The sequence below is a fragment of the Alteromonas gracilis genome, from assembly GCF_002993325.1.
Classification (GTDB): Bacteria; Pseudomonadota; Gammaproteobacteria; order Enterobacterales; family Alteromonadaceae; genus Alteromonas; species Alteromonas gracilis.
On sequence record NZ_PVNO01000025.1, the window covers coordinates 129,878 to 154,500 of the forward strand.

Genomic DNA, 24,623 nt, shown 5'->3' on the forward strand with positions numbered 1-24,623 from the left:
AAATAAATGTCGCTTAAGAAAAAAGCTACAAAAGGTAGCATTTGGACGTCTTTAACAAGAACAGGGATCAACGTCGTTGATTTTCTTGTATATGCCTATTTGGCGCGAGTTCTTACCTTAGAAGAATTCGGTTTGGCTGGTTTCTGTTTTTTGTTTATTGAATTTGCTAACACTCTAGTAAATGCGGGCGTTAATCAGAACTTAGTTCAAAGAGACAAGTGGGAAGACAGGTACGCTGCAAGTACGATGACGTTCGTTGCTGGTATGGGAATGATAGTTGTATTAGGAATTCTGGGTATAGGAGCGCCTATTGCTTATTACTCCTATTCAGAATTAGCTGCTTGGGTTGTTGCCAGCCTTGCCCCAATTACGCTAGTCACAAGTTTACAGGTTGTGGTAAGCGGGAAACTACTCCGCGAATTTAAGAACAAACAAATGGGCGTAGCGAAGTTCTGTGCAACTTTAATTTCTGCTGTGACGATTATAGTATTGGCCGAGAATGGTTATGGGCTTTGGGCGCTAATTATCGGAAAATTAGTCAACGCCATAGTCCAATATTTTCTTTTGCTATACGTGGCTAAATTCAAACCCTACTTTCATTTCGATAAAGACGATAACAAAGAGTTGGTTAGCTTCTGCTTGCCTCTTTTCGGAATGACAATAATGAACTTCCTTCACCGGAAAGCTAGCAATATGTTTACAGGGTTCGTGTTAGGCCCTGCGAGTTTTGCATTACTAGCAGCGGCGCAAAAAGGCTCATTAATAATAAATCAAGTTACTATGAGTTCTATTAATTCTATGGTTGTTCCAAGTTTTTCGAGAGTAAAAGACACAGAAAACCTCGGAGATTTGTATATTAAAATGGTAACAATTACGGCATTGTTAGTGTTGCCAATTTTTATGGGGTTAGCTGCAATAGCAGATCCGTTCGTTACGATAGCTTTCGGAGAAAAGTTTTCCCCCAGTGCTGAATATATGGTGATAACTTCGTTTGCTATGTTTCCAAGTGTAGTGGCTTGGTTTCTGCCTAACCTACTAATAGCCAGGGGAAAAACTAAAGACGCATTCTATCTTACTTTACTAAATTTGTTTGCAAGCATAGTCGTCGCAGGGGCCACGATTTGGTTTGGTATAAAAATTATGCTTATTAGCACAGTAATAGCAGGTTTCGTTTCATTACCTATAAGACTTTTGATAACAAAAAAGCACGTTCCATTAAATCTAAAGCGTTTGTTTATCTCATTAATGCCACCGTGTTTTTCTTCATTAGGAATGTATCTGTGCTTAATACTCTTGAAGCCCCACTTAACCTCATGGATTACAAACGATATCTTGCTACTAATGGCTTTGTTGGTTTTCGGTGTAGTAGTTTATCCATTGATCTATACAATCGTATTCTTTAAGTCGGTGAAAAGAAATTTAGAAGAGTTGAAAATAATGTTTCTTAAATAAACCTCCTAATAAAAGAGGTATCAAAAGTGCTAGAAAATTAGAACCTCCCAAACTTTAAATATGGGATGTCTACTAAACAAAAGCTTTCGTTAAAAGAACTTGGCATAAATTGGCAATGAAGGAGTATGAGGAAATGAAACATAGTCAGCGATTACGATATTTGCTGAAACATCCGCAGCTTGCATGGAGCAGGCCAAGGAGAGTATTCATGCTTAGCCACATGAGAAGCAGATCATCATTACTTTCACACATACTGGGGTCTAATGAGGGCATCAGAGGTTACAGCGAGCTTAGTATTAGATACAAGCGAGCTTTTTCGCTTCTAGATCAAAAAATAGCTTTGCACCAAGATGGGCTTAGATTTGATTCGTCAAAAATTCTTTTTGATAAGATCCTCCATAAAAGTTACGATTTTAAGAACAGCGAAGAACTAGATAATGCTAGTTCCACAGTTATTATAATGACTCGGCAGCCGGTAGCTACTGTCAAAAGTATTGTCACTATGGGAAGAAAGCATGGTAATCAAAAATATAGTGACGTTGATTGGGCGTGTGAATACTACTCTCAACGACTTAGTTCGCTTACAGATTATGCTAAGGAGCTAGATTCATTTTTTTATCTTGATTCAGATGATATCGTTAAGGAGACAGACAAAACGCTAGCTCGGCTATCGAAAGCCCTAAACTTAAAAGTACCTTTATCAAATGAATATTCTTCATTTAATAAAACTGGTAAAGAAAAGTCTGGTGATACTTCCGAAAACATTAAAGCCGGTAAAATTGTTAGAACAAATGAAAATAGCGATGTCGTTGTTCCAAGTACCCTTGAAGCAAAGCTAAACGAGCAATACTCTGATGCCGTAGAGGTAATGAAAGAGCTGGGATCGAGCTAATAATACAATTTCTCGTTTAAAATGTAGATAGAAATAGCATTCGCTGACCTTGTACTACGATAATAGGCGAAGCCCTAAAGTTTTCTTTCTAATTATCTTTGATTTTTCAAGTTAGTATATGTAGATTGTTATGCTAACTTGCTTTTTTGTCCAGTTCAATTTCTTATCACTTTTTACATGGAAACGCGAGCTAACTAAGCCCTAGCTATTTTATTCTTGTTCTTTTTAAATTTATCCCTAATTAAATAGTAAGATTTTGATAAGAATTTCTTGTAAGTAAATTTACTATTGATTTTTTTCAGCTTTGTGGCTACAAATACTAAAGAAAATAATGTTTTCAGACTAGACTCGTTACCTAAATGATTATTGTAGACAGTGTATAGGTGGTTGGACATCGAGGTTTTACAATTGTAAGACAAATTTGAAACGATTGCTTTGCTTGCGACTATACGTTGCTTTTCATTGTTTTTCGATGTAATGCTATTTGGATGAATTCTGTATTTAAACAATACCTCGTTTATAATACTAATTTCTGTGATGTTAACTAACCTGGTCCATAGCTCGAAATCTTCTGCAAGGCAGTAATCTTTATCATATTGAATATCACTCTTTTTTAATTTCGTCATATCAAACATTGCAGTAGGATGGCAAACTGGACAGCCAAAGAGTAACTCTACTGGTTCAAGCTTTCGCGATTTAGTGGAAACTTTTTCCCTAAGTTTCCTTCCATTTTCATCGATATATTCAATACCAGTAAATGTTAATCCTATATTATTATATTTCTGTAAATACTGTACTTGCGTTTCGAGTCTTGTACTCAGGCAAATATCATCTGCATCCATTCTAGCAATATAATTGCCTCGACTAATCTCTATCGCTTCGTTTAGAGTTGCTATCAACCCTCGATTTTCCCTAGATATTAGCAGGATTCTAGTGTCTTTAAATTTCTCTATTATTTCTCTAGTTCTATCAGAAGAGCCGTCGTCGATTATAATTATTTCTAAGTTCAAATAAGTTTGACTACATACACTTTCTAGAGCTTCTTGAATATATAACTCCGCGTTGAAAGCGGGAATGATTACAGAGATAAGTGGTGAAGTAGATTCCATTATTTTCCTTTTAATTTTAAACCTGAATCAAACTTTAAAGTTTTAATTTACCACACAGAAACAATGGTTATGCAATTAATAGCCCATTTTCAGTAATACAGAAAGAAAAGATTTTTTATAGATGTTTAAAAAGTAGCATTAATGCACGAACACGTTTTGTCTAATTCTGGACTGGGAATAATAAATCTAGCGCAAAAAAGTTGCACGTTTATTTACACGGAGGATGCTATTTAAATTTTTACTCTTTACTAGGGCAGAAATGAAAAAGGCTCTTATGCAATAAGAGCCTTTAGGAAAGCTTAAGAAAATATTACTTCGTTTTGCGGAAGCAGAGTAAGACTAGTGAAGTCATTAATATAGCCATGCTACCTGGTGCTGGGACATTTACTAGCGAAGAACCGTTTGCTGAACCGTTAAGCACTAAGTTGTCGAAACCAGCGTTGTTACCGCCGCCATCACCGAATGCAGTAAAACGAAGAACATAATCGCTTCCGCCCGTCAGAGTAACGCCGCTTAAATCAAATCCAATTGCTTTAGTTGGAACAAAGCCAGAGTTGTTATTATCACCTTCAAATACTTCTACAGTGCTTGAAAACAATGAATTAACACCTTCAAAAATATCTAGCGAAAGGCTAAAGTCACGTTGATTTATTTGAAATTGCCCATTATTGCTAAAAACAGAAGCGTCAATGGTTAGAGAGTCCAGGTCAATGCTGCTTACAAGAAAGCTGGCTGTAAGCAAAACATCAACGAACCAAGTGCCTTCATTATGAATGTTATAATCTACAGCAAATAAATTGTCGTAGTTGTCGAATAGCTCCAAAGAAGAAAAGCTAGTTGATTGAGGATCAAGTGTGTTTGTCACTTCAACGCTATTTTCTGTCCAAGAAATGTTAGAAGGGTCACCCGATGTACCTGTAAAATCAGATGCTAAAATTATTTCTGCATTAGCAGATAGAGCAGAAGATAGTGCCGCTACTGCTAAAGTCGCTTGAATTAACTTTTTCAACACGATAACTCCAAAATTATTAGTAAATTTTTATACGTCTACCTTAGTAAAGCAACTGTCGTGCCATACGTGGAAATGTATTTAATAACAATGTCTTGTGAATTATGTAGCACAAATCAAGTGCTCAAGTGTTTAAAAAGTTGACACAATAGTAATCTTGAATATATACCAAAGGTATATTACGTTACAATTACCTGTAACATCACCAACCCCGATTATTTGATAACTAACTTTCTAAATACTGCTTTATCCCTATTGCGCCAGCTTTCAATATCGTCATTATCTAGCACTAATATCAAATAGTTCACTTTACCTTTCACATATCGCCCAATAGGAAAAGTTATAGCGCTAGATTTGGGTGTAAAGGATTCTTCACCTCTAATCCCCCAAGCCTGTTTGCCATAAAATTTAACTACTCTAGAGCTATTTAACTTAGTATCTGTCTCAAAGCCAATACCAATGACCTCTGGATTACCTTCTACTTCAAGCTCCAACTCTAATACAGAGTCTTGGGTTAATGTGTAGCTAATAGGGAACATCTGCCAGTTATTACCAGTTAAGGTAACGGCATTACCGTCGGAAACGGTAGTAGTGCCGTAGCGATACTGTTTAGGGAAGCCGGTGTGCTCAATCTCGCTTGCTTTAAACTCCCACACTGTTGGTGGCTGCTCTACAACGGATTGTAAAGCTACTTCCGAAGAAAAGTTAGGAATTTTAAATTCTTCTGGTACATATAGCGTTGGTTTGGGTGAGGTTTGCAGCGATTCTATGTATGAAAAATTATTGGAGTAGGGGTGTTCAATAACGTTATCTAAATTAAATTCGTATCTTGCGTCACCAGAGTTCTCGTTAAAACAAAGGTCGTTAGTGCTTGTACTGCCTAAATACTTTTCTTTATCAAGAATGCAGTAGCCAACTGAATACCCAGTGTTTTTAGTAAATATAATATTATTTTGTGTGGTAACCCAAAATGTCGTGTCATTATCTACTTTTGATGCAGCAATACCGTTACGCTCTACATCAATAACATTTTCGAAAACAAAGGTTCTGCCTGCTGGTTTAGAAATTAGCCCGCCAGCTTTTATTGCAGTCCATTCTTTACCTGTTTCATCTCCTAAATTGTGTATGTAGTTGTGAAATATATAGCTAGGGCCTAACGTATTCGGCGCTATGCTAATACCAGCATAGCCTTGTTCCATCTCATTGTCATAAACCAACACGTTTTGTTGGCCGCCATCTATTTCTATTAAGTCATCATTTGCATAGGCTAGGTAGTTGCCATAGATAGCTGAGTTCTTAACGAAACCACCACGTCTTTCAAAATTTTTTCTGCCCTCAATAACGTCGTTGAACCTATGGTTCGGTGCTCCATAAAAGCGATTGTTTCTAATAATGAATTCACCTCTGTAGGCATCACTGTCGTGGTATGCCCAAACTTGAAGCGCATTTGCACCTTTAGGGTGACCGACTGCCCAGCTATTCGCACCTAAGTTAGGGCTATGGACCTCACACTCTTCAATTACTGCTATACCACTTCGCTCTAGGTAAATACCTGAATCATAATTGATAGGTGAATTATTAGTTGTACTTGAAAAGGCTACACCGTTTCTAATATCTACGGCTTCTCTTCCATACTCAGATACATTGCATCCCTTAATCCAGATGTGATGTGCCTTTTGGGCAAATATACCGTAACGCTGACCGCCTCTAACGGTAAGGTTTTCTAGCATTATGTAGGAATTGTTACCAATATTAACAGCCGCGAGCGCATCGCTCCCAGCTTCAATAATAGGGCCGTCGCCAATAATCTTCGCGTAGCCGTCTGCGCTACCTTCAATATTTAATGCTTCCAAATCCAATTGGCCGCCAGAGTAAATTTCTGAAAGGTAATAAATTTTATTTGGGTCGATAGGGGGGGCATTAGGCTTTGTAGTTGTTTGAAAGGAATGTTCAACTATATCGCCATAAATATCCGTAATGGTCACTTCTATATGGTACGTAGTGTTTGCTTCTAGGTACACTATGCTTCCAGCAAACGACCCGTAAATGGGCTCCCATGCTAGGTCTAACCCTTCACGCCAATAAGTATCATCTTCAGCTCTAAATTTAACGGCGGCAGTACTTTCTTCATCCTGACCGTAAATAACTAACCCTATTGAGTTGATAAGCGGGGTAGCGGTATCTTCAAAGCCAGAAGCCGAAGCTGCAAAGACTAGTGAAGGGTCTAACCCCGCTGAAATCGCCGACTCATAAATATCGTTTTTGCTTAAACCTGAATATGTTGAAATTATTTTCATCCATTTTGCAGTATCGATAGGATACAGCGCGAATAGAGCTGAGGCTTGATTAGAGTTTATATTGGCAAACCGTGCTTTCTTTTCATCTTCACTAGTTGATGGAGCAGGTGATATTACTTGTTGGTTGTATAGCGTAGCTATCTCTTCTTCATACTTTTCAACAATAGGGGCTAGCCTTTTGGGCCCTTTGTAATCAGCTAGTAATACGCTTACGGTACTACTGTTGTTGGTATTCGCAGTAACGTAGCTATACAATATGTCACCGGGTTGGCCTCCCTTTGTATAGTTTTTATCATTCTTGTTCATGGTGGCACAAGAAAGCATTAAAAATGACAGTAAACCAATAAAGGCTAAGCGAAAAATAGATGATTTTGAGTTAGCAGAATGCATGGTATATCCCTATAGATTGAAAAGCATAAAAAGAAAACTAGGGCTGTATTAAAAGGGTAGTGCTAACGTTGGTACGTAGCAAGGCGGTGGCTGGGATCTTTACAATTTTAGTTTGATTCTGCAGGTAAAACAGCCTGTCTTATTCAGGTTTTTTTGGTTTTAGAAAAAACGGAATCTAAATTGCTTAATCTAAATATTTGAAAATGGACTATTAATGATAGTTTTTTACTAACTTACCTATTTCAAGAATAATCTTTAAAGGCAATTTGGTATACTTAAAAAGGATACCGGAAAAAGCAATTGCTTCTATGCACTAAAATGGAAATTTTATGAAGAAAAAAGTAGCCGTTATTCACCCTGAGGCAGGGTTTTCATCAAGCGGCGGATCTCAACTCAGTGCGTATGAAATGGCGGAACATCTTGCCACATTTTTTGACGTAAAGCTTTTAAGCTCATCTAAATGTAGTGAACACAGTGTAGTTATTCCCTGTATTCCCAGAGGGAAAGTGAAAAAAGCTCAGCGCAATAAAACCATTGATTGGTTGCTAACGCGCTTTGTTTCTAATCCATCTTTGCTTATCGAGTCGTTAACCAGCTTTCTCACTTACACACCGTATTTGATGTTTAAGCGATGTGATGTCATCTACCCCAATAATGATTATGGTGGCTTGGCGGTAGCCGCAGTAATTAGAAAGCTATTTAAAACGCCCATTCTTTATACTGAAAGGGCAGGGATGGTTTCGAACGGTAAAGTATTGCGCCGCAATTTGAAATTTAAGCCCGACTGCTTAGTTGTATTCAACCAAGAAACCAAAGAGTATGTTCATTCCATAGCGCCAGAACAACGGGTGGAGATTATACCTAACGGTGTAAACTTAGCTAAATTTAGCCCGCAGGGCGAAAAATATGACCATGGTTTACAAGGGAAAGTGCTATTAACGGTTGGTGCGTTAAACAGGCAAAATCACAAGCGTATACATTTAGCTATTGAGGCTGTAAGCCAATTAAATGATGTTTCGTTACTTATTTGTGGTGACGGCCCGGATGTACAGTACTTTAAAGATCTTTGTACTCAAAAGTTAGGTGCACAACGCTTTACAATCGTTAAAGTAGACTTTGCTGATATTCCTAATGTTTATCGTTCAGTCGATGCATTTACATTACCATCTGAAGATGAGCCGTTTGGGCGAGTGTACCTAGAGGCAATGGCGAGCGGATTGCCTGTTGTAGCTACCGACGACTCGATGCGCAGAACGCTAATAGGTAAAGCTGGTGTGGTTTGTGATGTTGAAAACATCGAAGAATACGCTGCTGCCATAGCTACTACGCTATCAACCGACTGGGCCAATACGCCGATAGAACAGGCAGCTGATTTTAGTTGGGAGAGCGTGGCCGAGCGCTATGCAGAGGTAATAAACAGCCTATAACGCCTCTGTTCTGATATAAAAAGTGCGCTGTGAATTTTGTTAACAGCGCACACGGTAGTTCAAATTATTCAAGCTACTTGCCGAATTTACGACGAAGCCTATCTTTTCCTAATATAACTTTTGCCGTGGCTACTAAACCAGCTTCTTTTACAGACAAACCAATCCAGCCTAGCTTGTTATTCTTCTTGCCAATTTGACTAAGGATTTGGTTGGCAACACGGTCGTTATAAGCTTCTTTGCCTAATAGTGCCTTGTGTTTTTTAAATGCCTTAAGCCTAGGGAATACTTTTTCTAATGGCATATTGGCCACTTCGGTAGAAATGCTAACGTGACCTCTGCGATAGAAATAAATATCTTTAGGTATGTTTCTGAAAACAGCATCTTCTAGCGTGATACGAACAAAGAAGTCCCAATCTTGACTGTTCTTTAGTTCTTCATCAAACATCAGCTTTTTAGCTAATGAAGCCTTGCACGTAACACCACTCATTCCGCAGAATTTATTACCTTTCTTAATTACATCGGTGGTAATAATTTCAGTCTCGTTGATGTGGATTTTATCTGGTGTTTCAAGGAATCGATATCCGCATGTCACAGCATCTGCATGTTGATGCGCTGCAATATGCTGTTCTAGATAATCATTGTCCCATACGTCATCGTCATCTAAAAACGCAATAATATCTGATGTCGACTTAGATATACCTAAGTTACGCGCCGCGTTAGCACCTGATGCAACTGGAACCTTAACGTAAGTGAATTGATCTCTTGGAAAGAAAGATAATACTTCTTCATAGCTTACTGACGAGCCATCATCAATAACGAACACTTCTTTTGGCATTACAGTTTGTTTTAATACTGCAGCGAGCGACTCCTTTAAATAGTCAGGGCGATTGTGTGTCGTGATTATAACGGAAACTGATGGTAGCACTTGTACTTCCATATTTTTTAATATCCTTTTACCGAACTAAAACTATTTACCGGGAAGCAATATAAATGCCGTTGCCTAACATATCGCGCTGTAGTGTACTATTTTAGCTCCTTTAGAAAAACATTGATGTGGAACTTTAAAGCGTTGAAAACGTGTATGCGCTAATATTGACTTCAGTATAAAGTTAATAGTTAATCTCTGTTCGCTTATTTTTCAAAATTTCCAGTGGTCCTTTATCTGCAATAACTTTTGCTGGTATACCACCAATAGTACAGTCACTGTCAAACGATTTATTAACTACGGCATTAGCACCAATAGCCACATTATCTCCAATTTTTATATCGCCGTATATTTTTGCGCCGGGACCTATATAGCAGTCGTCGCCAATATGAGGAGCTGCCCCTTTCTTAGATAGACTGCCACCAATGTTAACGCATACATGAATTCGACAGTTTGCGCCAACTTTACATTTTCCGTTGACTACAATGGTACCTGCGTGGGCGATCGATAAACCTGGGCCGAAAACATTGGCAGGTATCGAAAATCCGAGCTTGCGACCCATTTTACGTACCTTTAGCTGTAAATACGCAGCATACGCTTTACCAAATAACGTTTTCGCAGTGTTTTTTCTATACTCTAATTTTCTTAAAGTTACTTGAAACCGCCAAATGTCATGGGTTAAGAGATTCTTGAGAGTCGGCGCTACGTTTAACGCCTTCCTATCCTGTTCTAAATAATACGAATAATCTAATTTATTTTTTATCATGTGTGTTGGATGCGACTCTAATAAGAAGTGTGAATTATTATTTTTCAACTTGAGAGCACTAGGCTCATTCAGGTGAAATTATTTCATTAACCAAGCCTGATGCACCGTAAACTGATAAATGGTCATCATCAAAATATACAGCACGGCCGTCTTTGACCGCATAGCAGAGTTCTTTATCACAGAAGTGCTTGTGGGGTTTTACAAATACAACATTATCTGGATATTCGGCATTATCAAAGTGACTAATAATTACCTCATTCCGTTTCAGGAACCAGTTAGTTTCTGTACCTTTTAAATTTTCAAAACTCAAGCTTTGAGTATAGTTTGTATCTATAAGCTTACTTATTTTATCGGGAAGTTCTGGTACAGGGTAGAGCACGATTACATTTTTTTTATGCTTTGCTAGCGCGAGTATTACTCGGTCGATATTTTCTAGTATCTGTTCGCCACGTATTCCGATTTTCGACAATGGAAGTGCTGGATACGAATGATTACTACCTCCAACAATTTGACTTGAGTATCGGTGAAGAAACACGACATTCTCGATAGTTTTATCGGCAATTAAGTAATCCACAACGTCATTGTACCACCGCGCGCAAGGAGAAAAGTCATTATTCATACCGTATGACGGTTTACAGCCTGAAAAGCTAAAATGCTTTACTCCTTCTCCTCGTTTAGAAACATCTTTAGCTAAAGCATATGCGATTTCAACAGAGTGACTATCCGCAAGCGTTGCCCACTTAACATTTTTATTCACAAAGTACTCGCAAGCATCTTTTGGTGGCATGTACTTATTTGTGTGACACTGGGCTCGTAAAGGGCTAGCTTTTATATCGTTTACAGCCGTTTGATATTCCATTGAAGCACGTGAAATAATTCCATTAGTTGAGAAAACAAAAAATGAAAACGCTGCAATAATAAGTGCGCTTTGAAGTGGTATGTTTTTGAAGCAACTTATTAAAGTAGAATTACGATCTATAAGCTTTAATCTCTCGACGTAATTGTAACTAGCGTACCCTAAGATAAGCGTTAAGATTAGACCTGGTGGTATGAATAATGGCCCCAGCTGTGCCGTGTAAATTAGCACTACTAGCGGCCAATGCCAAAGGTAGATTGAGTACGACCAAGCCCCTAATTTTTGAAAGAGCAGTTTGTTAAGAATTGAAGAGTCATTTTGATTTGCAGCTATAATTAGACAAGTGCCCAATACTGGAAGTATTGCAGCATAACCAGGCCAAATAATGTCTTCTGAAAAGACAATGCAAGACAAAACTATAAAGGTAACGCCTAGGTATTCTAAAATTTTCGTTGCTCTCGATTGAGTTTTAAATCCCCAGAAAAATAACAATCCACCTGCGAGCATTTCCCAAGCCCTAGTGGGCAGTGCAAAATAAGATAGCTCTGGATTTTTTGGGCTTAGCCATATGCTAAGAGCCAAGCTACTCACAGTTCCAATTGTAAGTATGAACGGTATTAATTTTCTTGCTAACAGTTTAGATACAACGATCATTGCGATTGGATAAATTAGGTAGAACTGCCACTCCACAGATAATGACCATGTATGCAATAACCAATTTTCTAGAGAATCTTCAGCGAAGTAGCCTGATTCTTTATAGTAAACAAGGTTAGATATAAATAGGGATGAAGCTAACGTCTGTTTGGCTAATTTTCCATATTCAACAGGAGTTAAGAGAAAAAATCCGAGTAAAAGTAATACTAAACATAGCACGAGCAACGATGGAATAATCCTATTTGCTCTGGCTAAGTAAAAATCCCAAATGTTGAAGTTATTGCTAGTGAGCTTTGTGACTATAATAGCCGTCATTAAGTATCCTGATATAACAAAGAATACATCGACACCAACAAAGCCACCTGGTAACCAACTAGGTAGAAAATGAAAAATTACGACAGATAAAACCGCAAGTGCTCTTATGCCATTAATGTCGTGCCGAAAGGTCATGACTACGCCGTTTAACTTAAAAATAAGATATCTTCTCAGTCTACCTCAACATCAAGTGCTTATTCACGAAATATATTCGCTGCTTTAACCGAACTTTTTTAAAGCTTTAATAGTTGCTGTTTATTGCGTTCATGTGATTTCTACCAAAATTTCGCCATTATCAGCTATATAGGGTAGCGGTAATGTCAGTCACTCGTGTAAACTACCGCTTTTATTTCAGGCAAGCCTTAGCGCACAGAAAAATTCTTCCTATGCTTTGGCCATGCAGTCATCATGTAAATTGAGGAAAACATGGAGCTTGACGCTATTATCAATCAGGCACAAAGCCAGATTGACGCTGCACAAGATGCAGCCACATTAGACCAAGTTAGGGTCGAATTCATGGGTAAGAAAGGTAAACTTACCGACTTACTTAAAGGGCTTGGAAAGTTATCTAACGAAGAACGTCCTGCCGCAGGCCAAAAGATTAACCAAGCTAAGCAGGTTATTCAGCAAGCTATTTCTGCAAAAGGTGAGTTTTTACGCACTGAAGAGCTTAACAAAAAGCTAGCCGAAGAAGCCATTGATGTAACTTTGCCTGGTCGCACTGAAAAACCAGGTAACTTGCACCCGGTTAGCCGCACAATTGCGCGTATTGAATCTTTCTTTGGTGAGCTTGGCTTTTCAGTAAAAACTGGTCCTGAAATTGAAGATGGTTTTCACAATTTCGACGCACTGAACATTCCTGCGAATCACCCAGCGCGTGCTGATCACGATACCTTTTATTTTAACCCTGACATGATGCTTCGTACGCAAACCTCTGGTGTTCAAATTCGTACTATGGAAGCGGAAAAGCCGCCATTACGTATTATCTCGCCAGGGCGCGTTTATCGTAACGATTACGATCAAACCCATACGCCAATGTTCCACCAGGTGGAAGGTTTGATGGTTGATAAGAACGTTAGCTTTACCGACCTTAAAGGTATTTTGCACGACTTCTTACATCACTTCTTTGAAGAGTCGCTAGAAATTCGCTTCCGTCCGTCTTACTTCCCGTTTACTGAGCCATCAGCTGAAGTAGACGTAATGGGTAAAAACGGTCAGTGGCTTGAAGTACTAGGCTGCGGCATGGTGCACCCAAATGTACTTAAAGCTGTGGGTATCGACCCTGAAGAGTACACAGGTTTTGCCTTTGGTATGGGCGTAGAGCGCTTAACAATGCTTCGTTACGGTGTTAACGACTTGCGCGCGTTCTTTGAAAACGATCTTCGTTTCCTTAAGCAGTTCAACTAAGGCAGAGAGTACACATGAAATTCAGTGAAAAATGGTTAAGAGAGTGGGTTAACCCGTCGCTGTCGGCACATGAGCTGTCTGAACAGTTGAGCATGGCTGGCCTGGAAGTAGACGGCGTTGAGCCAGTAGCAGGCGATTTTAAAGGCGTGCTAGTAGGTGAAGTGGTTGAGTGCGGTCAGCACCCTAACGCCGACAAACTGCGCGTAACTAAAATAAATGTGGGTGGCGATGAGCTGCTTGATATCGTTTGTGGTGCGCCTAACTGTCGTCAGGGCATTAAAGTAGCGGTAGCGGTTGTTGGCGCTGTATTGCCAGGCGATTTCAAAATTAAGAAAGCGAAGCTTCGCGGCGAGCCATCTTTCGGCATGCTTTGTAGCTTCTCTGAGCTAGGTATAAGCGACGACCACGACGGAATTATCGAGCTTCCAGCCGATGCACCTATTGGCGAAGACATTCGTGATTACCTTGGTCTTGATGACTACGCCATTGAAGTAGACCTTACACCAAACCGTGCAGACTGTTTGGGTATTCGCGGTATTGCCCGTGAAGTAGGCGTGCTTAATAACCTTGACGTGTGCGAGCCTGAAGTAGCTGCGGTAGACGCAACTATTGATGATAAATTATCAATTACGTTAAGCGCTGATGACGCATGCCCACGTTATTTAGGCCGTGTAGTTAAAGGCGTCAACGTAAAAGCGGCATCGCCACTGTGGTTAGTTGAAAAGCTACGTCGTTGCGGTATTCGCAGTATAGACCCCATTGTAGATGTGACTAACTTTGTATTGCTAGAGCTTGGCCAGCCAATGCACGCGTTTAACCTTGCCAGCATTGAAGGCAACATTAACGTGCGTATGGCGAATGAAGGCGAAGCCCTTACGTTACTAGATGAAACTGAAGCTAAGCTGCAAAGCAATACTTTGGTTATTGCTGATGACAACAAAGCGTTAGCGATGGCGGGCATTTTCGGCGGCCTTCACTCTGGTGTAACAGACGAGACTCAAGATATCTTGCTTGAAAGTGCGTTCTTTAGTCGCGATGCGATTATGGGCCGCGCTCGTCAGTATGGTTTGCACACCGATGCGTCGCACCGTTACGAGCGTGGGGTAGACCCACAGCTACAGCGTAAAGCTATGGAGCGCGCTACTGCACTAGTTCTAGAAATTTGTGGTGGTGAAGCTGGCCCTGTTGTTGAAGCGGTGGCAGAAGACAAACTACCTGAGCAAGCAACGGTTACACTTCGTCGCGAACGTTTATCTCGCGTGCTAGGTATTAGCATTGACGATGCGAAAGTAACTGAGATGCTTACTCGCCTTGGTTTAGACGTAACGCAAACCGAAGCAGGTTGGGAAGCGGTTGCGCCAAGCTATCGTTTCGATATTTCAATTGAAGAAGATTTGATTGAAGAAATTGCCCGTGTTTACGGCTACAACAACATTCCAAACGTTGCGCCACAAGCCACCCTGGCCATGTTGCCTTCACAGGAAGCCAAGCTGCCGCTAAACACCATGAAGTCGTTGCTATTAAGCCGTGGCTACAATGAAGCGATTACTTACTCGTTTGTAGACCCGAAAATTCAAAACGCGTTATTCCCAGATGTGAAGGGCATGGTGTTACCACACCCGATATCATCAGATATGTCGATAATGCGCGTTAGTTTATGGCCGGGTTTATTGGGGGCTACTGCGTATAATCAGAAGCGTCAGCAACAGCGCGTTCGCCTGTTCGAAACGGGATTACGCTTTATTCCTCAACAAGATGCGCCAAATGGTGTATTGCAACAACAAGTAATTGGTGGTGTAGTAGCAGGGCGTCGTAATGAAGAACATTGGGACTTGGGTGATAACCCGGTTGATTTCTTTGATGCTAAAGCAGACGTTGAGGCGTTATTGGCGCTAACGGGTAAAACTGGTGAGTTCCAATTCGTAACAGGGCAGCACAGCGCGTTACACCCTGGTATGACTGCAAAAATTTTGCTTAATGATGAAGAAGTTGGCTATATTGGTGCTATACACCCGCAGTTTACTAAATTGCTTGGTGTTAACGGCCGCGTATTTGTGTTCGAACTGGTGGTAGATGCCATTACTGAACGCAATTTACCGTCAGCCGTACCAGTATCGCGCTTCCCATCAAACCGTCGTGATATTGCTATCACGGTTAAAGATGAAGTGCGTGTAGGAAATGTACTTTCTTACATAGAAAAAATTGGCGTAAATCAACTAGTTGCTCTAAACTTGTTCGATGAGTACAAAGGCAAGGGAATTGAGCCAGGCTACAAGAGCCTTGCTTTGTCACTTCATTTACAAGATCCGGATAAAACCTTGGAAGAAGCTGAAATTCAGCAAGCCGTAGATACTGTGGTTAAAGGTCTGGAATCTGAGTTTGGGGCCGCGTTAAGAGAGTAAACTATGGCATTGACCAAAGCCGAGATGGCTGAACACCTATTCGAGAAACTAGGCATTAACAAGCGTGATGCAAAAGATCTGGTAGAGCTTTTTTTCGAAGAGATAAAAGGCGCTCTGGAATCTGGTGAGCAAGTAAAACTGTCAGGTTTTGGCAACTTTGACCTGCGTGATAAAAACGAACGTCCTGGCCGTAATCCTAAAACCGGTGAAGACATTCCTATTAAAGCGCGTCGAGTGGTAACCTTCCGCCCGGGTCAAAAATTAAAAAGCCGAGTTGAAAACTCTGAGCCTGTCGACCAATAATCTTTAGGTCGTTACAATATTGAAAAAAGAGCGAGGTCTCTCGCTCTTTTTTTGTATTGCTTCTTTTTAACAGTGCCCCCGCACTGAAATTCATATGCAATCTGTTCGGAGGAAAGTGTGAAAAAAGCACTTGTTGTTCTTGCTATTGTCATCGCCGCTGTTTTTTCTTGGTTTGCTTATTTGTCGCTAGATGCCGACCAACGTGACCAGAGCGCAGCTGAAGTGCCATTAATTACGGTAATGGAAATTCTTCACGCCAGCGATTTACAAGAAGGTGTTAAGCAGGCGGTGAAAAACGAAAACGCCGAAGGGGTAGACTCTTGGATGGAGCAAGCCCGTGAAGTAGGGCAGGCCGCTAATTTATCTTCAGAAGATATGGACTACCTGCGTTCAGATACCGCGAAAGACTATGTGATTTTCAATGCTAAACGTCAGTTGTATAACGAAGCGTTTGAAGCTCGCTATTACGCATTGGAAGACGTAGAGCCGCTAAAAGCCCAATACCCTGAAGCCAAAGACTTATTCCCTCGCACCGATGCGCTAATTGAAAAGCGCGACGCAATTATTCAGCAAATTGCTGTAGCCATTTCAGGCAGTGAGCAGCCTGATGAAGAGGCGCTCAAAGAAGCACGCAAGCAGTGGCTAGCGCAAGCGAGTAAATAAGCAACTTTTAGGGCTACTCTTCTCTATAGAGTAGTCTATCTCGTCTTTCCACCGCATTCATAACTCTGCGCTTTAATGGCTGCAACTCGCTGTAAGTAGTTAACCTATCAAACTTATATTTTACCTGCATATCACGGCCTGGCTGCTGGCCGTATTAGTATCAAATTTCAACCCATCGAAAACTATACCCTAGACCAACTTCATAGTCTTCTCCACTTTCCATACTATACATTTGTTGAAAATTAATTTGAATGTGTACGCTAATTGTCGTACATTTTTGGGTGTCTTATGGGGTATAGGGAAATAAAGCGGCAGGTCATCGATTGCTTAAATGAGGGACGCATTTCTCATGAGCAGAGAAACGACATCGACGTTAAAAATTTATTGGCGATTGGGCAAGAGTCACTTGAGGAGGTTGCTGCAGTTATAGGTCGAAGTCGAGGGAACGATTATTCTTCCAGCCCTCTTCATTTTGATGCCAGTATTACGGTGCACATAATCAAGACCAATCAAGACCAATCAAGACCAATCAAGCCGGTCAGAGTTGGTACGTCAAATGGTATTTCGTAGAGCCGAATAGCGTTTTTATAAGCGTTCATCATTGAGGAAAAGGTATGAAAATTTTCAAAGTGGGCGAGTCGCAAAAAGCGGCATGTAACCATTGCCAATCATTTGAAAATGCAACATTTCAGTTAAGGGATGTTCCTTTCAGTGATGGGAGAGGGATAGTGAAAAATGTTTTGGTGGGAGTGTGTGACAAGTGTAACAGCGTGACTGTGTTGCCCCATCAATCCACACCTGCAGTTAAACGCCAATATGAAGCTAAGCGCAAACCTGTTGAAGGGCGATTACCTGCCCATTTGATCGACATACTGAATTTGGCGACATTGGAAATTGGTACAACTACAGATTTTGTTCCAAGCATGATGAAATATTACATTCATACACTGTCTGAAGATGAAAAGTCAGCGAAAAAAATAGCGAATTACCTTCAAAGTGATTTGGCAACGGGCAAATCAGAGAAGCGTTTGTCGTTAAAAGGACGCAAAATTTTCGAAGACATTGAGCACCTTAAATCACTAACGCATATAGAAAACACAACTGACTTACTTAAAGGTATTATTCTAAAGATCAACGACGATGTGCTAGTTAAAAAAAGACTAAAACCAATCACGAACCTAAGAAATATAATGGCGGCAGTTGCATAATTAAACGCCTTGAATGTTGGTCTTTGGTTAAGTTGCCAATACACTCAGTGTTGACGTTAGATTAACTCAACTAACCTACCGAGATATCCGCAAACTTAGCACCGGTAAGTACTGCTAAGTCAGTGGGAGAAAGCGCCACTTCTAACCCTCGTTTTCCCGCACTAACGTGAATAGTTGAAAGGCTTTCAGCGCTTTTGTGAATAACGCTGACTAACCGTTTTTTTTGCCCTAATGGGCTTACTCCACCTAACACATAGCCCGTAGCTACCATCACCGCGTTGGCCTGCGCCATTTCTACTTTTTTCACTCCTAGCGCTTTTGCCATTTTCTTTTCACTTAGCTTGGTGTTTACCGGTACAACGGCGACAGCCAGTTTATTAGTGTCTGTGCTAACCACTAAGGTTTTAAATACAGTTTCGGCATCAAGGCTAAGTTTTTCAACGGCTTCTAGCCCGTACGAAGCCGCATTAGCGTCGTGCTCATACTTTAAAACCTTATGGGCAATGCGTTTTTTGTTCAGCAGTGTAATTGCAGGTGTCATTCAGTTTCTTTTCTATAAAAAGTGCGGCGGTGAATAGGTTCGCTGGGTAACAAAGGCGTTGCTGCATGGGTGGCATAGTCGTTAAAACCTGCTGTAAAAAATTTTGACAGCGGGTGGCCAGACTGGCCGCCGGGTAAGGTGAGAATGGCATCGTCTAAATGCCCTGGGCTCACAAAAAACCGTTCAGATGCGCCAAAGCTAGGTGCCTGCACAGCAGGCATATAGGTATCGCCGAAACCTTCTACTTTTTCCATATTTAAAAAATTTCCTACCAAGGGAATTTGTTTGGTAAAAGGATGTTCAACTGAAAGAGCGTTAACCTTGCCCCATGCTAGTGTTTCCATGTCAGCTTCTACAGGCGAGTATTTATCGAGCAGTTTGTGTTTAGCCCGTCTGTAGGCGTCAACAAGTAGTTCGTCGAAGCTTTCAGTGTCGGCAGGCAGCCAAGAGTCGGGTTGGCTATAAATAAGTTGCCATGTTGCGGGTTCGATGCCCCGCAGCAGAGTACGGCTGTTTACACCCTGCTTATCTAGTTTTGAGAGTATGTCGCCGAATAAGGTTTGTATTACCTCTTGCCTGAAATGTTTAACCAACGTGTAGCCTACAGAGTCTTCGCAGGCACATTCTTTCCATGTGTTTAAATAAGCAAGGTCTGGCTTAAACTCCACATCTTTCATGTTGAGCAAACCATATAACAGATGTTGCCATGGAATAAGAAAGCGGGCGTGGTTATCAAGTTGAATAGCGTAGAAGTCGGTTTCACTGAACGTGTCTTTTTCAAACAGTCGGTCTCTTATTTGTTGACCACGCGCACCGAGCGCATAGCCGCCGTCGCCCCATGTTTTAAAATCTTCGCTTGAGATCACTCGTGCGTTTGCTGTCCATATTCGCCCCGCATCAGGGTTGATAACCTGAGGTAAATTCTCTGCTTGTGTGGGGGAGGTGTTTGCTGAGGCCTCGCTTATTGCTGTAAATGAGGCTTGTTCTCTTGCCATAACTGCGCCCCCAGGCTGCCATGAGGCACTGCCATTTTCATCAACAATCACGAGGTTTTGAGTTGGTATGGCTATACGCTTGGCAACTTTCATGGCAGCTTCAACGGTTTTGGCGGTACCGAAGTTCACAATGCTTAAGTTGGCCGCAAACGGGTGATGTGCAACCCAGTTAAGCGCGTAACGTTTTCCGTCTACTTCTTTTACGGGGCCAAAATCACTGATTTGTAGCGTAAATTCATGTTCGCCGTCGGGGAGGGGAATTCGCTCTGTGATGGTTTTCGTTGTGGTGCCTTCGTCTAACTCAATCCAATCCACATTGTCTAAGTTGGCATTGGTAAAGCCCCACGCAATATGACCGTTGGTTCCTACAACAATTCCAGGAAGCCCGGGTAGCGATACGCCGGTAACCTGAACATCGCTCCCTGACTCCTGGTAATTAAGCTGTGCGCGATACCAAATGATGGGTACACGAAGGCCCAAGTGCATATCGTTAGCCATAAGACCGGCGCCAGTTGCGGTATACGCCCCTGTGACTGCCCAGTTGTTGCTGCCGATATCGGGCAGTTCGGTGCCATTGTATTGGGCTCTGGCAATCGCAGTATTTACGGTAGTTGGGCTTTGAGAAATCTCTGGTGTCATCCCTTCTTTTGCTTGGCTTTGTTGGCTAGTGTTGCTGTTGCTACTAGTGCCCATGGTATCAGTGGGAGAGCGAAGAATAGCCGGATAAGTAGGGGCCGCAGCCTCGAGCAGGGGAATTTCACTGGCATCTAACGCGGCTTGGTAATTGCTGGGCTGCGTAATGAAATTATAAACCTCTTCACCAAAGGTATTGAGCAGGGCTTCTCTGGCAAGGTCAAACTCTACCTGGCTACTCTGTAAATCGAGGTACATGCTATAGATAACTAATATACTATCGGTAGGTTGCCACTGCTTAATTTCAACGCCTGCTGCCAAATATTCGAACGGGGGTAAAGTGAACTCCGAAAGCCCTTCGTTTACGCCGTGTGCATAACGAACAAGTAAGTCCTGCTGTCTTGCCGGTAGATTTTCAAATACGACCTTTGCCCGTTGCTCGAACTGATGAAAGCGCGCTTTTTTGTCGATATCTAGGGCTATTTCTCCTACCCATTGAGACAAATTGCCTGATGCAGCGCGACGCTGAAGATCCATCTGGAAGAAACGGTCTTGCGCATGAGCAAAACCAAGAGCGTAGGCGGCATCAAAAATATCGTTAGCGTTTATAACGGCCTGACCCAGGCTATCGCGGCTTAATTCTGTAGGAGCAATCACGTGATAAGTCGCGTTATTGCCATCAAGTGCGGGAAGACTTAAGCGTAGTGAAATATAAACCGCAATAGCGGCCAGAGAAAGTAGGGTAAAAACACCTAAAACCAACCACTTGATCCAATTAATCACGTGTAAAACTCCTAGTTTTTCTCTATCCTAACCACAGAACCCGAAAAATTAAAGTGATGTTTTATGACACATGTAAAGGTGGTGACGTGGGCCCGTTAATGTTGGATTGTCAGGCCGAAGAACTCTTGCCTGAAGAAAAGGAAAAGCTGGCACACCCTGTGGTAGGCGGTGTCATTTTATTTAGCCGCAATTATCATGATAAGCGCCAGTTATCGGCACTTGTTCAAGATATAAGGCGCTATGCAAAAAAACCTGTGTTGATTGCTGTTGACCATGAAGGCGGAAGAGTTCAGCGCTTTCGTGAAGGCTTTACCGCTATTCCGGCCATGGGCGAGATTTTACGCCAGTCTGAGCATCAAGATGAAAGCGCTGCCTATGCAAAAGCTTGCGGACTTGCGTTAGCTTACGAACTTAAAACCCTCGATATTGATTTCAGTTTTGCGCCTGTGCTCGATATTAACGGCGTGTCACAGGTTATCAAGGATAGAGCGTTTGCGGATAACGCAAATGACGTTATTCGTCTTGCTACCCATTTGATTCAAGGTCTTAAAGCGGTAAACATGCCTGCAATTGGTAAGCATTTCCCTGGTCATGGAAGCGTTGCGCCAGATTCCCATATTGCACTGCCGGTGGACGAACGCGATTTTGAAGAGATTCGAACTACCGATATGGTAGTGTTTCAACGCTTAATTGAACGCAAAATGTTGGAAGGCGTGATGCCAGCACACGTGATTTACAATCAGGTGTGCGCCAAGCCAGCTGGTTTTTCGTCAACATGGCTGCAATCTATTCTCAAGGGCGATATTGGCTTTCAGGGCGCTATCTTTTCTGATGATTTATCCATGCATGGTGCCAGTGTTGCGGGTAGTTACCTGGAGCGCGCTGAAGCTGCACTTGAGGCTGGCTGTGACATGGTGCTGGCATGCAACAACCCCAAAGGCGCTGAGAGTATTCTTGATGGTATCGAGTCTCGCTACGCTAGCCTAAGTCGTGATGATGAGTTAAAGCAAGAGCGGGTTATGGCGCTATACGGACGCGTGTTGCCTGTAGGGCTTCAAGATAAATACGAAAGCGCAGTAGATTTGGTCAAGCGCCTGAGCGAGCGTTAAAACAGGTAATAAGAAGGTAGAGAGAAAGCACCGCTATACCGGTGCTTTTACCTTTCATTCTTTAGGTGCCTATATGAAAGCTCGTATAAAAGCGTACATAAAAGCTTGGATACGAATTTTGTGAGAACGAATATCGCGATTTACACCGCTACTTCGTCTACACCGGCTTCAATATTCAAAAAGCGTGCGAAGGTAAACAAAAAGTCGCTCAGGCGGTTTAGGTACGCGTGAACAACTTCAGGCACGTCGTAGTGCTTCGAAAGGCTGATAACTGAGCGTTCAGCACGACGGCAAACTGCTCGGCATACATGAGCTTGTGCCGCTGACTTGCAACCACCTGGTAAAACGAACGATGTATTGGGCGGCATTTGGCCAGTAATATTATCGATAAGCTTTTCAAGGTTTTCGATGTCATCCTGCGCCAAAGTTGAACTTGCTGAAATGGCAAACCCTGCCTGAAAAAGATTGCGCTGAATATCATGTAGCATCGGCTGGTGTTTCTTTACAACGTGCGCTGCTAAAAGGCCAATTTGACTGTTTAACTCGTCCATATCCCCATAGCTTTTCACCACTAAATCGTCTTTATCTACACGAACAGCCTTGTCTGCGTATATTTGCGTACTGCCTTTATCGCCAGTGCGAGTGTAAATTTTCATAAAGCCCTTGAATATATAAACCTGAATTTGAAAAAAGGGGCAGAGCCGCACTCAAACGCTTTGCTCAACCCCATACTTAATCCGTAACCTTAGGTTAGCGGCACGTTCAAAGAATTATTCGTCTGCAGACGGGCGGTTGTAACGTCTTACTTGCACTACAAACCCAAATAAGGGGTGGTCAAAATAATGCAGTTGGGTGCTTATTATCCGCCGTTGTTCAATCAGCGGTACCGACACCAGCTTATATGCTTGGCCTTCAGAATGAGTAGCCGCGCTGTCTTTTTCATTGCTAACGTTATTAGTGCTGGCATCTTCGTTGCCAAATTCGTTGCCAAATTCGTTGCTAAAGTAGTGCAAAGGTACAGGCTGTCGATAATACATCTCGCTGTCCACGTGAAGATAAGGCACCCGATTAATGTATTTAAGAAAAACTTTTATTGTGCCGTCTATTTCCCAGATGGGCGTTCTGAACGCTACATCGCTTACGCCATCCTCGTCTTGCTCTACAATGAGTGGCGTATCTAGTGCTTTGAAATCGTCAAAGGATATAGGAGATGGATTCGCTAGGCGCATTTCAAGATCTGTAAAAATATCTGAAACGGCGAGCAATTCCGAATTGCTTGGCTTCTGCACCTGCGTGTCATCGCTCGCGAAACGTTGAACACTTCTAGTATCAGCGGGTTCTTCTGCGCTGTCTAGAATGAATGCTTCGCTTACGCCGCCGATACTGGTGTCGCTATCAAGAGAGGCTTCCTCATTTGACGCTAACTGCATTGAAGGTTGGTTTGACGCTTCGCGTAATAACGCGCTTTGCATTTGCGCGCGCATTTCGCCATCAAGAGTAAACTGCTGTGCATAGTTTTGACCGCCGTAAACACGTACGTCAAACGCCTTGTTTTTACCAAACATCACAGGCTGTCGCCATGTGGCGTGAAATAAACGTTCTAAATCGCGACTGGAGCGAATTTGGCGAGAAATCGACGACAAAGCTTGCTCGTTACTGGTGAGCAAGTGTGCTTTCGATGCTAGCGGCCAGTCGTGACCTTCTATTATGATAGGTAGGCTAGCGGGGGCAGGCATGCGGTTATCAGGTTTATTTACTTTCCAAACAATAGCGGGTTGCAGCGTGCTGCTGGCAGCAGAAGGTAAAGCGGCATTATCGTTCTTACCCATCTTCGAGGCCGCCGACGCAACGATTGCTGTAGTAATTTCAGCGCTAAGCCAAGGCTTATCTTCCTCGCAGTATTTAAAAGCGGGAACGCTAATTGGCGTTGCACGCTTAACCCCAAAAAACGACGTCCAATAACCCGCTATGGTCTGGGCATCGGGGGCTAGGGTGATATCGTCGATAATGCCGTTTTCCGTCACCTCACTAGTCAATGCATCAGTATCACTGAACCCATCGGTTTCTTTATCTGATGGCACAGAATAAGATTCTTGTTGAGGCGGGTTCTGTTGCCAATCAATCTCTTGTGGCGTAAGTGATTTAGGCAGCGATAAAAAATCTACATCGCTTGATGGAACGGCAAACAAGGTATCATCTGGCCATTTTATGCTGTTGTCAGCATCGCAAACGGATAAGCCTTGTTTTAAATAACTAATATCTGGCGCGATAATCTCGCTGATAAGGTCTGCTTGAGCCCGCGGCGCCGATAAATTATCTGCAAGCGAAAATTGTTCTTCCAGCTCGGTAAGCGCAACATTACGCTTAAATGCAATGACTTCCACATCAAACCACCAATCGTCGTTAGCAAGGGCGGTGATTGACACAGTATTTAAAAAAACGGCGCTTATGGATGCGACTAACGGGCACCAGCGGGATAACTTCATG

General features: G+C 42.0%; 19 protein-coding genes. 9 read left to right on the forward strand and 10 right to left on the reverse strand.

Translation table 11 applies throughout. The features are described 5' to 3' along the window. The first annotated feature begins 6 nt into the window (after nt 1-6). Both C6Y39_RS09140 and C6Y39_RS09145 read left to right on the forward strand, forming a co-directional pair. Complete coding sequence (locus tag C6Y39_RS09140) at nt 7-1,452, forward strand: oligosaccharide flippase family protein (protein WP_105930971.1); 1,446 nt, start codon at nt 7-9, stop codon at nt 1,450-1,452. A gap of 133 nt (nt 1,453-1,585) precedes the next feature. After that, nucleotides 1,586-2,344: a sulfotransferase family protein gene (locus C6Y39_RS09145; protein ID WP_205664181.1), complete on the forward strand. Its 759-nt coding sequence runs from the start codon at nt 1,586-1,588 to the stop codon at nt 2,342-2,344. A gap of 194 nt (nt 2,345-2,538) precedes the next feature. Here the strand turns inward: C6Y39_RS09145 and C6Y39_RS09150 are convergent, their stop codons facing one another. From C6Y39_RS09150 to C6Y39_RS09160, 3 genes are all read right to left on the reverse strand, one after another. Further along, nucleotides 2,539-3,453: a glycosyltransferase gene (locus C6Y39_RS09150; RefSeq protein ID WP_105930972.1), complete on the reverse strand. Its 915-nt coding sequence runs from the start codon at nt 3,451-3,453 to the stop codon at nt 2,539-2,541. A 310-nt stretch (nt 3,454-3,763) separates the two neighbouring features. Then, complete coding sequence (locus tag C6Y39_RS09155) at nt 3,764-4,465, reverse strand: hypothetical protein (RefSeq protein ID WP_105930973.1); 702 nt, start codon at nt 4,463-4,465, stop codon at nt 3,764-3,766. A gap of 212 nt (nt 4,466-4,677) precedes the next feature. Further along, the gene (locus C6Y39_RS09160; RefSeq protein ID WP_205664184.1) at nt 4,678-7,149 is read right to left on the reverse strand and encodes a right-handed parallel beta-helix repeat-containing protein; all 2,472 of its coding nucleotides are present in this window, start codon (nt 7,147-7,149) and stop codon (nt 4,678-4,680) included. 329 nt (nt 7,150-7,478) lie between these two features. Between C6Y39_RS09160 and C6Y39_RS09165 the strand changes: the two genes are divergently transcribed. Beyond that, nucleotides 7,479-8,576, forward strand: a complete 1,098-nt coding sequence (locus C6Y39_RS09165) for a glycosyltransferase (RefSeq protein WP_105930974.1) — start codon at nt 7,479-7,481, stop codon at nt 8,574-8,576. 73 nt (nt 8,577-8,649) lie between these two features. Here C6Y39_RS09165 and C6Y39_RS09170 read toward each other — a convergent pair whose 3' ends face one another. The 3 genes from C6Y39_RS09170 to C6Y39_RS09180 form a co-directional block, all read right to left on the reverse strand. Further along, the gene (locus C6Y39_RS09170; RefSeq protein WP_205664186.1) at nt 8,650-9,513 is read right to left on the reverse strand and encodes a glycosyltransferase family 2 protein; all 864 of its coding nucleotides are present in this window, start codon (nt 9,511-9,513) and stop codon (nt 8,650-8,652) included. Between the two features lie 172 nt (nt 9,514-9,685). Continuing rightward, nucleotides 9,686-10,267, reverse strand: coding sequence for a serine O-acetyltransferase (locus C6Y39_RS09175; protein ID WP_105930975.1), 582 nt, complete (start codon nt 10,265-10,267; stop codon nt 9,686-9,688). A 64-nt stretch (nt 10,268-10,331) separates the two neighbouring features. After that, entirely contained in the window at nt 10,332-12,227 is a 1,896-nt protein-coding gene (locus C6Y39_RS09180; protein ID WP_105930976.1) for an acyltransferase family protein, read from the reverse strand. A gap of 291 nt (nt 12,228-12,518) precedes the next feature. On the opposite strand from C6Y39_RS09180, the gene pheS reads away from it, so the two are divergent. The 5 genes from pheS to C6Y39_RS09210 all read left to right on the forward strand — a co-directional run bounded on the left by pheS (nt 12,519) and on the right by C6Y39_RS09210 (nt 18,075). After that, complete coding sequence (gene pheS / locus C6Y39_RS09185; RefSeq protein ID WP_015066912.1) at nt 12,519-13,499, forward strand: phenylalanine--tRNA ligase subunit alpha; 981 nt, start codon at nt 12,519-12,521, stop codon at nt 13,497-13,499. 14 nt (nt 13,500-13,513) lie between these two features. Continuing rightward, a complete protein-coding gene (gene pheT, locus C6Y39_RS09190; RefSeq protein WP_105930977.1) occupies nt 13,514-15,901 on the forward strand; it encodes a phenylalanine--tRNA ligase subunit beta in 2,388 nt (795 codons plus the stop codon). A 3-nt stretch (nt 15,902-15,904) separates the two neighbouring features. Continuing rightward, nucleotides 15,905-16,204, forward strand: coding sequence for an integration host factor subunit alpha (gene ihfA, locus C6Y39_RS09195; RefSeq protein ID WP_012518129.1), 300 nt, complete (start codon nt 15,905-15,907; stop codon nt 16,202-16,204). Between the two features lie 117 nt (nt 16,205-16,321). Next, nucleotides 16,322-16,867, forward strand: a complete 546-nt coding sequence (locus tag C6Y39_RS09200; RefSeq protein ID WP_105930978.1) for a hypothetical protein — start codon at nt 16,322-16,324, stop codon at nt 16,865-16,867. Between the two features lie 614 nt (nt 16,868-17,481). Beyond that, a complete protein-coding gene (locus tag C6Y39_RS09210) occupies nt 17,482-18,075 on the forward strand; it encodes a hypothetical protein (RefSeq protein WP_105930979.1) in 594 nt (197 codons plus the stop codon). A 70-nt stretch (nt 18,076-18,145) separates the two neighbouring features. Here the strand turns inward: C6Y39_RS09210 and ybaK are convergent, their stop codons facing one another. Beyond that, nucleotides 18,146-18,616, reverse strand: coding sequence for a Cys-tRNA(Pro) deacylase (ybaK, locus tag C6Y39_RS09215; RefSeq protein WP_105930980.1), 471 nt, complete (start codon nt 18,614-18,616; stop codon nt 18,146-18,148). Further along, on the reverse strand, nt 18,613-21,027 hold the full coding sequence (locus C6Y39_RS09220) for a penicillin acylase family protein (RefSeq protein WP_105930981.1): 2,415 nt from the start codon (nt 21,025-21,027) through the stop codon (nt 18,613-18,615). The genes ybaK and C6Y39_RS09220 overlap by 4 nt, the downstream gene beginning before the upstream one ends. A gap of 98 nt (nt 21,028-21,125) precedes the next feature. On the opposite strand from C6Y39_RS09220, the gene nagZ reads away from it, so the two are divergent. Further along, on the forward strand, nt 21,126-22,136 hold the full coding sequence (gene nagZ / locus C6Y39_RS09225) for a beta-N-acetylhexosaminidase (RefSeq protein ID WP_105931448.1): 1,011 nt from the start codon (nt 21,126-21,128) through the stop codon (nt 22,134-22,136). Nucleotides 22,137-22,276: 140 nt separating this feature from the next. Here the strand turns inward: nagZ and C6Y39_RS09230 are convergent, their stop codons facing one another. Continuing rightward, nucleotides 22,277-22,792, reverse strand: a complete 516-nt coding sequence (locus C6Y39_RS09230) for a cob(I)yrinic acid a,c-diamide adenosyltransferase (protein ID WP_105930982.1) — start codon at nt 22,790-22,792, stop codon at nt 22,277-22,279. Between the two features lie 114 nt (nt 22,793-22,906). After that, nucleotides 22,907-24,622 (reverse strand): CsiV family protein, encoded by a 1,716-nt coding sequence (locus C6Y39_RS09235; protein ID WP_105930983.1) that lies wholly within the window; start codon nt 24,620-24,622, stop codon nt 22,907-22,909. Nucleotide 24,623: the final 1 nt, after the last annotated feature.